Source organism: Micromonospora sp. Mcm103 (genome assembly GCF_024519755.1).
Taxonomy (GTDB): Bacteria; Actinomycetota; Actinomycetes; order Mycobacteriales; family Micromonosporaceae; genus Micromonospora; species Micromonospora aurantiaca.
The window spans coordinates 55792-70454 of the sequence record NZ_JALJRJ010000010.1; the positions used below are offsets into that span (position 1 = coordinate 55792).

Here is a 14663-nt window from a genome sequence, read left to right on the forward strand (position 1 = left end):
GTAGGCTGTGCCGGTGAACGACACCGTGTCGACGACCAGCGCGGCGGCCGCCTCCGCCTCCCCGGTGGACGGGCCGCTCGCCACGGTCGCGATCGTGATCTCGCTGGCGCTCGCCGTCTGGGCCCTGGTGGCGGCGGTACGCCACCGGCCGCCGGACCGGATCCAGTTCGTCGGCCTGGCCGTGCTGGAGGTGGCGCTGCTCGCGCTCACCGTGACGGCTCTCGTCGCGCTCGGCGGCGGGGAGCGGCCGGGCGAGCCGGGTGCGTTCTTCGGCTACCTGGTGACGCTCGTCTGCCTGCCGCCGCTGGCCTGGGTGCTGGCCCGGATGGAGCCGACCCGCTGGGGCTCCGGCATCGTCTGCGCGATCTGCCTGGTCACGCCCGTGGTGGCGGTACGGCTCCAGCAGACCTGGGAGGTCCTCGGTGGCTGACCCGACGACCGCGCACGAGAAGCGCGCCACCAACCGCGGCCCGGGCCGGCTGCTGATCGCCGTCTACATCGTCTTCGCCATCGCCGCGACCTCGCGGGCGAGCCTGCAGATCGCCACGAAGTTCGACGAGGCGCCGGTGGCGTACCTGCTGTCCGCGGTGGCGGCGCTGATCTACATCGTGGCGGCGGTCGGGCTGGCCCGCGCCGGGCACACCGGCCGGCGGGTCGCGCTCGCCTGCTGCACGGTCGAACTGGTCGGCGTGCTCGGCGTGGGCGTGCTGAGCATCGTCGACAAGGATCTGTTCCCGGACGAGACGGTCTGGTCCGACTTCGGCAGCGGCTACGGCTACGTGCCGCTGGTGCTGCCGGTGCTCGGCCTGTTCTGGCTGTGGCGCACCCGGCGCGACCCCGCCTGAGCGGGCCCGCGCCGGGTCGGGCCGGTCAGTCCTTCGGACCGCCGGCGACGTAGATGACCTGGCCGGAGACGAAGGACGCGCCCTCGCTGGCCAGGAACGAGATGGTGTGCGCGACGTCCTCCGGGCGGCCGGGACGGCGGACCGGGATCTCGGCGGCGGCGTGCTTCTGGAGGTCGTCGAAGTCGACCTTCATCCGGGCCGCGGTGGCGGCGGTCATGTCGGTGACGATGAAGCCCGGCGCGACCGCGTTGACAGTCACCCCGAACGGGCCCAGCTCGATCGCCAGCGTCTTGGTGAAGCCCTGGAGACCGGCCTTCGCGGCCGAGTAGTTGGCCTGGCCCCGGTTGCCGAGCGCGGACGTGCTGGACAGGTTGACGATCCGGCCCCACTTCGCCTCGACCATGTGCTTCTGCGCGGCCTGGCTGAACAGGAACGCCCCGCGCAGGTGCACGCCCATGACCGTGTCCCAGTCGCCGTCGGTCATCTTGAACAGCAGGTTGTCGCGCAGCACGCCGGCGTTGTTGACGAGCACAGTCGGCGCGCCGAGTTCGGCGGCGACCCGTTCCACGGCGGCCTCGACCTGGGCCCGGTCGGACACGTCGGCGCCGACGCCGAGCGCCCGGCCGCCGGCCGAGCCGATGGCGTCCACCGCCTCCTTGGTGGCGGACTCGTCGATGTCGACCACGGCGACGGCCATGCCGTCGGCCGCCAGCCGGCGGGCGGTCGCCGCGCCGATGCCGCGCGCGGCTCCGGTGACGATGGCGACGCGGGGCTCCTCCGACATGCTTACCTCCCGGTAACTTGTGGCTCGATCGGAGGAGCTTAACCCGGGCCGGCGACGGCGGGGCCGGACGACGCTGTCCGGCCCCGCCGCGCTCACCGGCGGGTCAGTTGACGCTCACCACGGTTCCGGTGCCGCCCGCGTACTCGATGTAGCCGGTGTGCCGCCCACCGGGCAGCCCCGACCACGTCGTCGTGACCGTCAGCGGGGTTCCCGGCGTGGCCCTGGGGTTCTTCGGGGACACCGTCAGGTTCCCCACTCCTCCCTTGTCGGTGACCACGTTGGCCTGCACCGTGTACGGCGTGGCGGTGGTGCCCGGCGCCATGTCGCCCCAGACGACCACCGCCACGCGGTACGGCTCGGCCGCGGGCTTGAGGACGAACCGCTGCTCGGCCGCGGGGTAGTCGGAGAGGTCGGCCAGTTCCGCGACGCCCTCCACCACGCGGTAGATGACGACTCCGAGCTGTGCCCGCGGATCGTCGGTGCGGACGGTGACCTCGGCCGCCTTCGTGCCGGTGCCCAGCGAGACCTCGTACTCCTTGCCCCAGATGTCCTCGGGGGTGACGGTGTCGGATGCCGGCCGCCCCGCGACCATCCCGTATGCCTTGATCGGGAACTTGGCCAGCCCGGGGGTCACCTCGAAGCTCAGCGAGCCCTTCGCGCCGCTGCCCTGCACCTGCTCCGGCGCGGTAGCGGTGTGCGGGGTCACGACGATCGGGCTGCGCGCGGTGGTGCCGGCGCCCGTCCAGGTCAGCCCACCGCGGATCGTGTCCGGTCCGGTGGCCGAGGTGAGCTGCATCGTGACGGTGAACTCCCGGGTCTCCCCGGCCGAGCGGAAGCGCAGCGTCGAGGGGGTCACCTTGACCTTGACGCCGGGCAGGTCGACCTTCGCGGTGTAGACGCCCGGGGTGACCGCGGTGACCCGGCGGGTGACCGTCCGGGTGCCGAAGAGGTTCTCGACGCGGATGGACGGATAGTTCAGGTCACTGCCGGCGATCGGGGCGACCCCGCTGCCGGTCCGGTACCCCTTGCCCTCCAGGTAGCCCAGCCAGTCGGCCGCCGACGCGTCGTAGACCACGCCGGGGTTGAGCATCCGGGTCGGGTCGACGTGACCCGTGCCCTGCGCCCAGACGTCGGTGTTCGGTGCGCCGGTGGTGGTCCTGGTGGCGTAGGTGGTGGTCATCAGCGCGGACTTGATCTCGGCAGGCGTCGCGGTCGGACGCTCGGCGAGGTAGATCGCGGCGAGGCCGGCGACGTGCGGCGTGGCCATCGAGGTGCCGCTGTAGAAGTCGAAGTTCTTCCCCTCGCCGCGCGGGGAGACGGCCGCGAGGATCCCGACACCGGGGGCGGTGAGGTCCGGCTTCAGCAGGTCCTGGTTCTTCAGCGACGGGCCGCGCGAGGAGAACGCCGCCACCTGGGGGTACGGCTGGTCGTTGCCGGTCGGCAGCAGCGTGACCTGCGCGCCGGGGGTGGCGGCGTAGTCGAGCACCGTCTGCGTGTCGGGCGCGTTGACGTGCACAGTCGGCAGGCCGTGCAGGTCACCGCTGAGGTCCTGGACGGACGGGTTGCCCAGCACCATGCCGACGCCGCCGGCCCGGGCGACCTCGGCGGACTTCGCGGTACGACCGATGATGCCCCGGAGGCAGACCACCACCTTGCCGGTGACCTTCGCCGGGTCGAGGGTGCCGGGGGCGCAGTAGTCCGCGTCCGCGTCGGTGGCTCCACCGGCCTTCGCGGCCCGGGACGCGATGAGCGGCTTCGGGCCGAACGTCGTGGCGACTGTGGTGCTGGTGCCGTTCACGAGGGTGCCGTCGCCCAGTTTCACGCTGGCCGAGTACGACGCGATGGTGCTGGCGCCGACCGTCATCTCCCACGGCGTGGTGTTGTCCAGCGAGCTGCTCGACGGTCCGCTGTTGCCGGCGGCCGAGGAGATGAAGATGCCGGCCGACGCGGCGTTGAGGAAGGCGAGCTTGGCCGCGTCCCCCGGGCTCGACTCGGACGAACTGCCGATCGAATAGTTGATCACATCGACGCCGTCCGCGACGGCCTGGTCGACAGCGGCGACGATGTCGACTGTGGTGCCCCTGCCGCCGCCGTCGGTGTCGTTCCAGAGGACCTTGTAGACGGCGATCGCGGCCCCGGGCGCCACTCCGGAGATCGCCCCGAAGTCGATGCCGCGCTCACGGACCGGGACCGCGGTGTTGCCTGCTGCAGTGCCGGCGGTGTGGGTGCCGTGCCCGTGCGCGTCGCGGGGCGACTCGTAGTCGGCGCGCTCCTCCGGCGGAACGGCCTGCTTCCAGCCCTCGCCGAAGTAGCGGGCACTGATGATCTTCTCGTTGCAGGCGCTCGCGGTGAACTCCTCGCCGGTCTGGCAGGTGCCCCGGAACGTGCCGCCGTCGGCCTTGCGCATGACGGTGGCCGAGCCCTCCCGGTACGGCCGGTAGGGATCCGCGGTGGTCGGCGCGGTGGTGCCCAGCGCCGGGGCGGCGAACGACGGGTTCTCCGGCCAGATCCCGGTGTCGAGCACGCCGACGACGACGCCCTTGCCGGCCTCGGCCGTGCCGCCGACCTTCGACCACACGCCGTCGCGGCCGGACAGCTTGAGGAAGTCCACGGAGTTGCGGTCGTCAGTGGTCGTGTAGACCTTGTTCGGCGAGACCGACAGCACGTCGCCACTGAGCTGCAACCGCGCCGCCTGGGCCGGGGTCAGGTCGGCGACGAAGCTGTTCGAGACGACGTAGTTGCTGCGCCGCGCCTGCGCGCCCACGTTGCGCGCCACCTCGCGGTGCCGGCTCGTCAGGTGGTCGCGGTAGCGCCGGGCGGCCGGGCTGCCCACGTCGACCTTCCCGCCCTTGGCGGCCCTGGTCGCGGCGATCCCGGCGACCCCGCCCTCGTAGGTGGCGAGCGGCTTCTCGGTGAGCGTGACGACATAGGTGCCGACGGTGCCGCCGGAACGGGCGGTCAGCACGTCCGCCGGTGCCGGAGGGGTCGTCTGACCGGATGCGGGGACGGGATTGAACGTGACCGCCAGCGCGGTGGCTGCCAGCGCGACGCCGTAGCGGAAGGATGGTCGATACCTACGGGCCATTGCTCCTCTTCCGGGAACCAGGGGTGATCAGATCCGGTCCCGCCCGGCAGGGTCACCGGTTGGGATGGGAAGTAGTGAACGTCCTGGCAGGGATCCAAGTCGAGATATCTTCGTGTCCTCTTCGGCCACGTGGCGGAACCCGCCACGGTGGAGGAACAACGGCAACAGGCAGGTGCGATGCGATCCGATCCGGTCCTGGGCGCGCTCGGCGTCGGTGCTTTCGACGAGCGGGTCTACCGGCTGCTGCTGGCGGAACCCCGGCGTCCGCTGGCCGCGAGCGCGGACGCGCTGGCAGCCACACCGACCCGGGTACGCACCGCCGTCACCCGGCTGGCGCGACTCGGCCTGGTGCGGCGGATCTCACCCGGCCACTACGAGGCGGTGAGCCCGGAGGCGGCCCTGACGACGCTCGTCGCCCGGCGGCGGCTGGCGCACGAGACGGCGCTCAACGGCGTACAGGCCGCGATCGGCGACTTCGACCACCTGTTTCGCACCGCACGGCTGAGCGACCCGGCACGTTGGGTGGAGGTGGTGACGGGCGCGGCGGTCGCCGCCCGGATGGACGAGGTCACCACGTCGATCCGGACCCATTTCTGGGTGCTGGACCGGCCGCCGTACCGGACGGAGATCGCCGGTGTCCCCCGCACCAACGAGGCGGAGGCCGCGATGACCGCGAGCCTGGTCGCCCAGGGGGTGGATCTCCGCTCCGTCTACTGCCCGGACTCGATGTACCGGCCCGGCCGGTTCGAGCTGCTGGTGCGGCTCAGCGAGGCGGGCGAACAGGCACGGATGCTGCCCAGCCTGCCGTTCAAGCTCCGGATCGTGGACCTTCGGGTGGCTGTGGTCTCGCTCACCGGCGACGGCTACGACAACCTGGCGCTGATCCACCCGTCCGGGCTGCTCGACGCGCTCATCGAACTGTTCCTCGTGTACTGGAACCAGGGCACGCCGCTCACAAGCGACCGGCCGCCGGTCGAGGACGGGCCCAGCGACGAGGAGCTGCTGCTGTTGCGGCTGCTCCGGGCCGGGCTGAAGGACGAGGCGATCGCCCGCCAGATCGGCGTCAGTGCCCGCACCGCCACCCGGCGGATCGCCGCCCTGATCGACCGGCTGGGGGCGACCAGCCGGTTCCAGGCGGGTGCCGAGGCGGCGGCGCGGGGCTGGCTCTGACCGGGTCCACGCCTACCGATCGTGGCCCCGGCAGAGCCGGATCCACCGGTAGCCGTACCCGGCGAGCTTGAGCCGGTCGAGCTTGCCCACGTCCTCGTAGTTGCGGTCGCTGAGCACGTCGATCGGCAGGTCCGCCTCCGGCGCCAGCGTGCTCAGGTCCACCTCCACGTCCTCGGTCCCCAGGTTGTGCAGGAAGACCATCGTCCCGGTACGCCCGTCGGCGCGGTGCGCGAGCACGCCCGGCGGCATCGGCACGTCGATGTGGGTGGTGCTGCCCGAGCCGGTCTCCGGCGCCTCCCGCAGCGTCCGGATCATCCGCTCGAACCAGCCGAGCAGCGACCGCGGGTCCTTGCGCTGGGCGGTCACGTTGACGTTCTGGTAGCCGTACTCGCCCTTGTCGATCACCGGGCGGACCAGCTTCTCCGGCTCGGCGGCGGAGAAGCCGGCGTTGTCGGCGTAGGACCACTGCATCGGGGTACGGATCGCGTCGCGCCCGTCCAGCGACAGGTCCTCCCCCATGCCGATCTCCTCGCCGTAGCGCAGCACCGGAGTGCCGCGCAACGAGAACTGCAACGAGTACGCCAGCTCCATGTGCCGGCGGTCGTTGCCCAGCATGGGCGCCAGCCGGCGGCGGATGCCCCGGCCGTAGAGCTGCATGTTCTCGTCCGGGCCGAACTTCGCCAGCACGTCGTTGCGCTGGTCGGCGGTGAGCCGGGACAGGTCGATCTCGTCGTGGTTGCGCAGGAACGTGGCCCACTGGCCGCCGGTGGGCAGCTTCGGGGTGTCGCGCAACGCCTCGATGATCACCTCCGGGTCCTCACGGGCCAGGGCGAGCATCAGCCGGCCGTTGAGCATGAAGTCGAACAGCATGTGGATCCGGTTGCCCGAACCGCTGCCGTCACCGAAGTAGACGGGCAGCTCGTCCGGCTCGACGTTCGCCTCGGCCAGCAGGACCGCGTCGCCGCGCCGCCACTGCACGTGCTGACGCAGATCGGTGAGGAAGTCGAAGTCCTTCGGCGAGTTCGGGTTACCCGGTTCGGTGCGCTCGATGATGAACGGCACGGCGTCCATCCGGAAGCCGGAGACGCCGAGCTGGAGCCAGAACGAGGTGATCTTCTTGATCTCCGCGCGGACCTTCGGGTTCTCGATGTTCAGGTCCGGCTGGAACTTGTAGAAGCGGTGGTAGTACCACGCCTTGGCGGTCCGGTCGTAGGTCCACGTCTCGTGCTGCTCGCCCGGGAACACCATGCCCTGGTGGCGGTCGGCCGGCTCGTGGTCGGCCCAGACGTACCAGTCCCGGTACGGCGAGTCCGGCGAGGACCGGGCGGACTGGAACCACGGGTGCTGGTCGGAGGTGTGGTTGACCACCAGGTCGATGATGACGCGGATGCCCCTGTTGCTCGCCTGGTGCAGCAGTTCGGCGAAGTCGCCGAGCGTGCCCAGGCGCGGGTCGACGTTGTAGAAGTCGGTCGCGTCGTACCCGTCGTCCTCGTTGGGCGAGGGGTGGATCGGGTTCAGCCACAGGCAGGTCACGCCGAGCCGGGCCAGGTAGTCCAGCCGGCCGATCAGCCCCTGGAAGTCACCCACCCCGTCGCCGTCGGAGTCCGCGTACGTGTCGACGTCGAGGCAGTAGACGACCGCCTCCTGATACCACCTGTCACCCATGCGAGGACTACTTCTCCGAACGCGCGCGACGGCAAACCCGGTACGGTGCTCCGATGAGCGAGGAGGCGTACGACTGGTCCGCCGGCACCTGGCTGAACCCGCCGGAGCGGGCCGAGCCGGTCGACGGCGGCCTGCTGGTCGAGCCGCGCGGCGGCAGCGACTTCTGGCGGCGCACCAGCTACGGCTTCGTGCACGACGACGGCTCGGCGCTGCTCGCGCCGTTCGGCGTGGACAGCGCCGTGGAGGTGTCGTTCGTGCTCGACTACACGGCCCAGTTCGACCAGGCCGGCGTGCTGGTGCGGGTGGACGACCGGCGGTGGACCAAGGCCGGGGTGGAGGTGAGCGACGGCGCGCCGCAGGTCGGCGCCGTGGTCACCGACGAGTTCTCCGACTGGTCGGTGGCGTCGGTGCCGCAGTGGTCGGGCCGGGAGGTGACGGTCCGGGTGAGCCGGGCCGGGGACGCGCTCACCGTACGGGCCCGGTGCGCGGACGAGCCGTGGCGGCTGGTCCGGGTCGCGCCGCTCGACCCGGCGGCGCAGGCGTCGGCCGGGCCGTACTGCTGCTCGCCCAGCCGGGGCGGGCTGCTGGTCCGCTTCACCGGCTGGCGGCGGGGTCCGGCGGACGCCGCGCTGCACCCGGAGGCCTGAGTCACAGGTGTGACACCGGCCGGTCCGGGTAACACCTTCGGATCTCCGGCTCTCGCGTGGAAGGACCGCCATGGCCCTGGCCCAGGACGTCGACCCGAACCAGTTCACCGGGCTGACCGGCTGGGTGGCGAGCGTGATCGACTCGCTCGGCGCGGTCGGTGTGGCGCTGCTGGTGGCGCTGGAGAGCATCATCCCGCCGATCCCGAGCGAGATCGTGCTGGCGATGGCCGGATACCTGTCCGCCGAGGGCCGGTTCAACGTGGTGCTGATCGTGGTCGCCGCGACGGCCGGCTCGCTGCTCGGCGCGCTGGTGCTCTACTGGCTCGGCGCGGCGCTCGGAGAGGACCGGCTCAAGCGCTGGCTGGACCACATCCCGCTGGTCGACCTGGAGGATCTGGAGAAGGCCGACCGCTGGTTCGAGCGGCACGGCCGGTGGGCGGTGCTGATCGGCCGGGTGGTGCCTGTGGTGCGCAGCCTGGTCTCGATCCCGGCCGGCGCCAACCGGATGCCGCTGGGCGAGTTCATCCTGCTCACCACGCTCGGCAGCGGCGTGTGGAACACGCTGATCGTCGGCGCGGGGTTCGCCCTCGGGTCGCGGTGGGAGGACGTCGACAGGTACAGCCAGTGGTTCAACTACGCGATCTTCGCCGTCTTCGGCTTCATGATCGTGAGCTGGGCGGTGAAGAAGGTGCGCCGACGGCGCGCCCGGCAGTCGGTGACCACCGGGCGCTGACCGCCGCGCGGGCTCAGAAGCCCGCGGTGATGCCGGTGAACTCCCAGGTGTTCTGCGCGATGCCGGAGCAGTTGGCGACCACGCCGCCGCCCGGGCAGGGCCGGTCCCGGTTGACCGACCAGAACGTGAACCGGGCCAGGCCGCGGGCCTTGGCCCAGTCGCGGATCTGCGTCCACGTGGCCGGCGAGGTCAGTTCCTGCTGGTCGGATAGGCCGTTCATGCCGGACAGGCCCATGTGCGCGTACGCGGTGGCGTCGGACCAGCCGAACGCGTTGCGCAGCGCGGTCTTCAGGCCCTCGGCCGCGTTCACGGTGTTCTGGTACATGTTCGCGCCGCCGCCGAAGTCGAACGGCATGATCGTGAACACGTCGATCCCGGCGCCTTTTGCCGCTGCCTGGTTGATCAGCCGGGTGCCGTAGTACGACGGCCCGGTGGTCGAGGTGCCGAACGTGATGATGGTCTTGATCCCCGGGTTGTTCTGCTTGACGATCTTCAGGGCGTCCAGGATGCGGTCCTGCACCACCTCGTTCTCGAACTCGTCGCTGTTCTCGATGTCGATGTCGATCGCCTTCAGCCCGTACGCGTTGATGACCTGCTGGTACGCGCCGGCCAGCGCGGCGGCGGTCGAGCAGTTCGGGCCGAGCTTGTTGCCGCTCCAGCCGCCGAAGGACGGGATGACGTCGCCGCCGGCCGCCTTGATCGCGGCGATGGTGGCGGCGTGCGTGCCGCCGGTCAGCGGCCCGGTGCCGTCCCAGGCCGGGGTGCAGCCGCCGCCGGAGAGCACGAACGCGATGGTGAACCACTTGATCCCGGTCGCGCCCATCACGGTGGCGGGCGCGGGCGGGTCGCCCCAGCCCGGGTAGAGGTAGGGCGCGGCGGCCATGGCACCGCCGCCGCCACCGGTGCAGCCGCTCGTGGTGGCCGCGACCGCCGCCGACTTCGCCGACTCGCCGCTGCCGTTGTACGCGGTCACTGTGTAGCTGTGCCCGCTGCACGCGGCCAGCCCGGAGACGGTGGCCGAGGTGCCGGTGACGGTGGCCCTGACGGTGCTGCCCTCGTACACGCGGTAGCCGGTGACCGTCCCGGAGACGGCGTTCCAGGCGAGCGAGACCGAGGACGCGGTGGTGCCGGTGACCCGCAGCCCGCCGGGGGTGGCGGGCGCGCCCGGGTTGCCGGGGTTGCCGCCGGCGCAGGAGGCGCCGTTGACTGTGCAGTTCACCGGGTCGCCGGTGCCGCTGACGACGAAGCCGAAGCTGGTGCTGGCGCCCGGGGCGAGCGCGCCGTTCCAGGACTGGTTGACGGCGGTGACGTGCTGGCCGGAGGTGGTCAGCCGGGCGTCCCAGAAAGAGCCGAGCGTGCTGCCGGCCGGCAGGTCGAACTGGACGTTCCACGAGGAGATCGCGGCGGAACTGTCGTTTGTGACGGTGAACCGGGCCTCGTACCCGCTGCTCCAGCTGGAGGTGCGGACGAAGGCCGCGGTGGCGGCGGAGGCGGACGGCGCGGCGAGCAGGGCACCGGCGACCACGGCGGTGGTCAGCGCGGCGGCGAGCGTCGCCAGGCGGGGGCGGAGTCTCACGGCGTCCTCCAGGGGACGGGCGGGGGTGGAGAGGAATTCACAACCGTCGACGTGCGCCTATTATTAGGAGTGTTAACTGTTTCTGTCCAGCACCGGTTCGACGCGACCCGGACCGGTGGGTCCGGGCCGCGCCCCGGCCGCGTTCAGCGGCGGAAGGTGAACCAGTTGACGTTGACGAAGTCGGACGGCTGGCCGCTGCTGAACGTCAGGTAGACGGTGTGCCGGCCGGTCACCGCACCGACGTTGCCCGGCACCGAGCGCCAGGTCTGCCAGCCGCCGGTGTTGCCCACCGCGAAACTGCCGATCGGCGGCGCGGTCGGGCTGTCCACCCGGACCTCCACCAGCCCGCTCACCCCGGACGCCGTGCCGGAGGCGACCCGGGCCACGAAGTCGCGCGGCGGCGTGGAGCCGAAGTCGACGTTGTCGTAGCGGGCCCAGTCGCCGTTGGCGAGCCAGCCGATGTCCTGGCCGCCCTCGGCGCACGTCTCCACCTGCACGCCGTTCTGCGCGTTGAACGACTCGGCCTGGATCGTCGCGTAGGCGTCCCGCACCCCGCCCGGCGGCGGCGTGGTCGGCGTCGGCGACGGGTTGCTCCCGCCGCCGCGGGTGTAGACGGCCACGTAGTCGACGAGCATCGACCGGCCGGACACGGTCGAGGCGGTGGGCGTCGCCGAGCCGGCCACGCCGTCCGGGAAGCCGCCGCCCATCGCCACGTTGAGCAGCAGGAAGTAGCCGGCGTGGTTGGTCATCTGACTCCAGTACGGCTCACCGATCTGGTTCTGCCCGACGGTGTGGAAGAGCTGGCCGTCGACGTACCAGCGCAGTTGCTGCGGGCTGATCGAGGCGTCCCACTCGAACCGGTAGGTGTGGAACGCCGACTGGCAGGTGCTGCCCGGGCAGGCCCGGGACGCGCCGATGCCGTTGAACTCCCCGCACGGGCCGCCCGGCGCGACGCCGCAGTGCAGGACGCCCCAGACCGAGTTGATCCCGTTGACGTTCTCCATCACGTCGAACTCGCCGATGCCCGGCCAGTTCTGGTAATTGCCCCGGTACGGCGAGCCGAGCGCCCAGAACGCCGGCCAGTACCCGGACGCCGCCGCGCCTGTCACGTTCGGCATCTGGATCCGGCCCTCCAGTGCCAGCACGCCGCCCGACGGCGGCTTGAAGTTCGCCCGTACCGTCTCGATCCGGGCCGAGGTCCAGCGGCCGGCCGAGTCCCGCAACGGCGTGATGCGCAGGTTGCCCGAGCCGTCGTGGGCCAGGTTGGCGGTGCTGGACGTGTAGGTCTGGATCTCGCCGGTACCCCAGTTGGCCGGGCCGCCCGGGTAGCCGGTGCCGGTGTCGATGATCCAGTTGGCGGACGAGGGCAGCGTGCCGGCGGAGCCGGTGAAGTCGTCGCTCCACACCAGGTTCCATCCGGACGGCGTCGGGGGCACGGCGGCCTGGGCGGTCATCGAGACGCCCGCGAGCGCTGTGGTGAGCGCGAGGACGCCGGCGGCCAGGGCGAGCCGGCGGCGTGATCGGGGCACGGTGGCGGAGGCGGTCGCAGCCGCCGGGATCGGGTTCATTCGGGGTGCCTCTCTGCGGGGACGGGTCCGGGAGAGCGCTCTCTGAGAGCGATTTCTACGCGCCCGCCCCCGCATTTGTCAACGCTTGTCGATGGCTGCCGCCGGCTGCGGCCGACGCAGCACCACCTGCTCCAGCGCCGTCCACGCGGTGGTGGTGACCAGATAGAGCACCGCCGCCAGCGGCACCACGAGCGCCACCAGCACCGTGCCGTACGGCAGCAACGGCAGCACCCGCCCGAGCACCGCCGCGCCCGGACCCTCGGCCGGCGTCCCGGCCACCGTGCCGGTGGCGGCAGCCGCCCGGCGCATCCGCCGCGACGACCACCAGGCCAGCGCGAGCAGCGCGGCCAGCAGCACCCCGAACACCAGCGGCACCGGGCCGGCCAGCCCGTCGCCGAGGTGCCACCCCAGCGGTACGCCGGCCAGCCGCTCCCCCAGCAGCTGCGGCGCGCCGTCACCGGTGGCGAACAGGCGGTACATGACAAGGAAGAACGGCGCCTGCAACAGCGCCGGCAGACAACCCGCGACCGGGCTGGCCCCGGCGTTGCGGTAGAGCGCGAACAGCTCGCTCTGGAGGCGGGCCGGATCGTCGGCGTACCGGCGCTGGAGTTCCCGTACCTCGGGGGCGAGCGCGGTGCGGCGCCGCTCCCCGCGGACCTGGGCCACCGTCAACGGTGAGATCAGCAGCCGGACGGCGACGGTGAACAGGACGATGGCGGCCGCCGTGGCGGCGCCGCCGGTGAGCGGGGCGAGCACGTCGGCGAGCCAGGTGACGACGGTGGCCGCGGCCGAGGCCGCGGAGTGCAACGGTGCGAAGGCGAGCATGGGTGGACCCCTCGATGGCGATTCCGGGTGTCCCGGGCGGCGACGTGCCGCACGGCGGGACGGATGACGACGGAATCGGCCGCGGAAGCCGGGGAGGGCGGCCCGCCAACGCGGGCCGGGAGGTGGCTACGCGGCCGAGGGGCGCAGGCCGGGTGCGCGGGGCCGCGGACGGCCCGGCGCGTCCGGGTCGACCTGCCGGGGCACCCCGCGACGGCGGGCGCGGGCACGCAGCGCGGCGGCGAACCGGGTGCCGGGCGGCGTGGGCAGCGCGCGGACCCGCAGCGCGAGCAGGGTGGCGAGCAGCAGCGCGGCGACGACCGCCGCACCGGCGAGCAGCCCGGCCGGGCGGTCGGCGAACAGTGCGAGGGCGTACGCCCACGCTCCCGTCAGCACCGCCAGCATCCCCGCCACACGGCCACCCTAGCCCGCCGTGTCACGCCCCGCGGGCCCCTGCGCGCACACCGGTCCGTGCCCGGCCGACCCGGCCGGCGTACCCCGAACGGGCGAACCGGCCGACACGCCCACCGGCACGTTTCCCGAAACGGACACGGTGGGTAACAGATCCTCGACCACGCGGCACGGTGCCGCGAGCGGTCCGGAGGAGACGGTGGTGACGATGAGTGGCTCAGTGGCGGAGCGGGAGCGGAGCGCCGCATCGGGCGGAACCGACCTGCTGACAGTCGGCGTCGAGGAGGAGTTCCTGCTCGCCGACCCGCACACCGGGACCGCCGTACCCGCCGTCGACCTGGTCATGGAGCAGGTGCCGGCCGAGCTGCGCGGTCAGGTGGAGCGCGAGTTCCAGACCAGCCAGATCGAGATCGGCAGCCCGCCCGGGCTGGACCTGTCCTCGATCCGGCACTCGCTGTCGATGCTGCGCGCCGAGCTGGCCGACGCGGCCGAGCGGGCCGGCGTACGGCTGCTCGCGATCGGCACCGGGCCGGTCGACGGGCCGGTGCCGCCGGTGGTGGACAAGCCGCGCTTCGACCGGATGATCGAGCGGTTCCGGCTGCTGGTGCCCGGTCCCGGCAACAACGGCATGCACATCCACGTCGGCATCCCCGATCCGGACACCGGTGTGCAGGTGCTCAACCACGTCCGGCCCTGGCTGCCGATCCTGCAGGCGGTCACCGCGAACTCCCCGTTCTCCCGGGGCGAGGACACCGGGTACGCGAGCTGGCGCTCGGTGGAGTGGGAACGCTGGCCGTCGGTCGCGCCCACCCCGTTCCTGGAGTCGCACGAGCACTACGAGCGGCTGATCCGGCAGCTCATCGCCAGCGGCGTGATGCTGGACGAGGGGATGCTCTACTGGTACGCCCGCCTGTCCGCCAAGTACCCCACGGTGGAGATCCGCATCGGCGACGTCTGCCCGTCCGTGGACGACGCGGTGCTGGTGGCGGCGCTGGTCCGCGCGCTCGTCGCCACCGCGCTCACCGACATCGCCGCCGGCCGTCCGGCCGTCAACACCGACCACCACCTGCTGGTGGCGGCGCACTGGCGGGCCGCCCACGACGGGCTGGAGGGCGAGGGCGTCGACCTCACCGACGGTGAGCTGCGCCCGGCCTGGGAGCTGCTGGACCGGCTCGTCGACCGGCTGCGCCCGGAACTGGAGCGGCACGGCGACCTGGACCGGGTGACCGACCTGCTGGGCGGGCTGCGCCGGCACGGCAGCGGCGCGGCGCGGCAGCGGGCGGTGTTCGCGCGTACCGGCAGCCTCGTCGACGTGGTCGCGGACGTGGCACGGCAGACCCGTGGCTGAGCGGCCGTG

The 14663-nt window shown here is 72.4% G+C and carries 12 protein-coding genes and 1 pseudogene; 6 read left to right on the plus strand and 7 right to left on the minus strand.

The features are described 5' to 3' along the window. Positions 1–13: 13 nt before the first annotated feature. Together OC439_RS14635 and OC439_RS14640 are read left to right on the plus strand one after the other, a co-directional pair. A complete protein-coding gene (locus OC439_RS14635) occupies positions 14–430 on the plus strand; it encodes a hypothetical protein (protein WP_410054926.1) in 417 nt (138 codons plus the stop codon). Continuing rightward, positions 423–898 (plus strand): annotated as a pseudogene (locus OC439_RS14640) (hypothetical protein). The gene OC439_RS14635 and the pseudogene OC439_RS14640 overlap by 8 nt, the downstream one beginning before the upstream one ends. On the opposite strand, the gene fabG reads toward OC439_RS14640, so the two are convergent. Together fabG and OC439_RS14655 are read right to left on the minus strand one after the other, a co-directional pair. Continuing rightward, positions 871–1629 carry a 3-oxoacyl-ACP reductase FabG gene (gene fabG / locus OC439_RS14645; RefSeq protein ID WP_262013894.1) on the minus strand — a complete coding sequence of 253 codons (759 nt, stop codon included), beginning with the start codon at positions 1627–1629 and terminating at the stop codon, positions 871–873. The pseudogene OC439_RS14640 and the gene fabG overlap by 28 nt on opposite strands. 103 nt (positions 1630–1732) lie before the next feature. Continuing rightward, positions 1733–4714, minus strand: coding sequence for a S8 family serine peptidase (locus OC439_RS14655; protein ID WP_315985934.1), 2982 nt, complete (start codon positions 4712–4714; stop codon positions 1733–1735). Between the two features lie 177 nt (positions 4715–4891). Between OC439_RS14655 and OC439_RS14660 the strand changes: the two genes are divergently transcribed. Next, positions 4892–5884, plus strand: a complete 993-nt coding sequence (locus tag OC439_RS14660; RefSeq protein ID WP_262013895.1) for a LuxR C-terminal-related transcriptional regulator — start codon at positions 4892–4894, stop codon at positions 5882–5884. Positions 5885–5896: 12 nt separating this feature from the next. Here OC439_RS14660 and OC439_RS14665 read toward each other — a convergent pair whose 3' ends face one another. Then, positions 5897–7549: an alpha-amylase family protein gene (locus tag OC439_RS14665; RefSeq protein ID WP_262013896.1), complete on the minus strand. Its 1653-nt coding sequence runs from the start codon at positions 7547–7549 to the stop codon at positions 5897–5899. A gap of 53 nt (positions 7550–7602) precedes the next feature. Here OC439_RS14665 and OC439_RS14670 point away from each other — a divergent pair, with 53 nt between their 5' ends. Then, entirely contained in the window at positions 7603–8196 is a 594-nt protein-coding gene (locus OC439_RS14670; RefSeq protein WP_262013897.1) for a DUF1349 domain-containing protein, read from the plus strand. Positions 8197–8266: 70 nt separating this feature from the next. After that, positions 8267–8929: a DedA family protein gene (locus OC439_RS14675; protein ID WP_262013898.1), complete on the plus strand. Its 663-nt coding sequence runs from the start codon at positions 8267–8269 to the stop codon at positions 8927–8929. A 13-nt stretch (positions 8930–8942) separates the two neighbouring features. Here OC439_RS14675 and OC439_RS14680 read toward each other — a convergent pair whose 3' ends face one another. The 4 genes from OC439_RS14680 to OC439_RS14695 all read right to left on the minus strand — a co-directional run bounded on the left by OC439_RS14680 (position 8943) and on the right by OC439_RS14695 (position 13300). After that, on the minus strand, positions 8943–10505 hold the full coding sequence (locus OC439_RS14680; protein ID WP_262013899.1) for a cellulose binding domain-containing protein: 1563 nt from the start codon (positions 10503–10505) through the stop codon (positions 8943–8945). Positions 10506–10648: 143 nt separating this feature from the next. After that, positions 10649–12073 (minus strand): carbohydrate-binding protein, encoded by a 1425-nt coding sequence (locus OC439_RS14685; protein ID WP_262013900.1) that lies wholly within the window; start codon positions 12071–12073, stop codon positions 10649–10651. 78 nt (positions 12074–12151) lie between these two features. After that, positions 12152–12898, minus strand: a complete 747-nt coding sequence (locus tag OC439_RS14690; RefSeq protein WP_262013901.1) for a YidC/Oxa1 family membrane protein insertase — start codon at positions 12896–12898, stop codon at positions 12152–12154. A gap of 126 nt (positions 12899–13024) precedes the next feature. Further along, complete coding sequence (locus OC439_RS14695) at positions 13025–13300, minus strand: DUF6412 domain-containing protein (protein WP_030503186.1); 276 nt, start codon at positions 13298–13300, stop codon at positions 13025–13027. Between the two features lie 205 nt (positions 13301–13505). Here OC439_RS14695 and OC439_RS14700 point away from each other — a divergent pair, with 205 nt between their 5' ends. Beyond that, positions 13506–14654 (plus strand): glutamate--cysteine ligase, encoded by a 1149-nt coding sequence (locus OC439_RS14700; protein WP_262013902.1) that lies wholly within the window; start codon positions 13506–13508, stop codon positions 14652–14654. The last annotated feature ends 9 nt before the right edge of the window (positions 14655–14663 follow it).

Coding starts and splice junctions, on each gene's coding strand:
- fabG (WP_262013894.1), bottom strand. CDS start 1,629: ATGTCGGAGGAGCCCCGCGTCGCCATCGTCACCGGAGCCGCGCGCGGC.
- OC439_RS14655 (WP_315985934.1), bottom strand. CDS start 4,714: ATGGCCCGTAGGTATCGACCATCCTTCCGCTACGGCGTCGCGCTGGCA.
- OC439_RS14660 (WP_262013895.1), top strand. CDS start 4,892: ATGCGATCCGATCCGGTCCTGGGCGCGCTCGGCGTCGGTGCTTTCGAC.
- OC439_RS14665 (WP_262013896.1), bottom strand. CDS start 7,549: ATGGGTGACAGGTGGTATCAGGAGGCGGTCGTCTACTGCCTCGACGTC.
- OC439_RS14670 (WP_262013897.1), top strand. CDS start 7,603: ATGAGCGAGGAGGCGTACGACTGGTCCGCCGGCACCTGGCTGAACCCG.
- OC439_RS14675 (WP_262013898.1), top strand. CDS start 8,267: ATGGCCCTGGCCCAGGACGTCGACCCGAACCAGTTCACCGGGCTGACC.
- OC439_RS14685 (WP_262013900.1), bottom strand. CDS start 12,073: ATGAACCCGATCCCGGCGGCTGCGACCGCCTCCGCCACCGTGCCCCGA.
- OC439_RS14690 (WP_262013901.1), bottom strand. CDS start 12,898: ATGCTCGCCTTCGCACCGTTGCACTCCGCGGCCTCGGCCGCGGCCACC.
- OC439_RS14695 (WP_030503186.1), bottom strand. CDS start 13,300: ATGCTGGCGGTGCTGACGGGAGCGTGGGCGTACGCCCTCGCACTGTTC.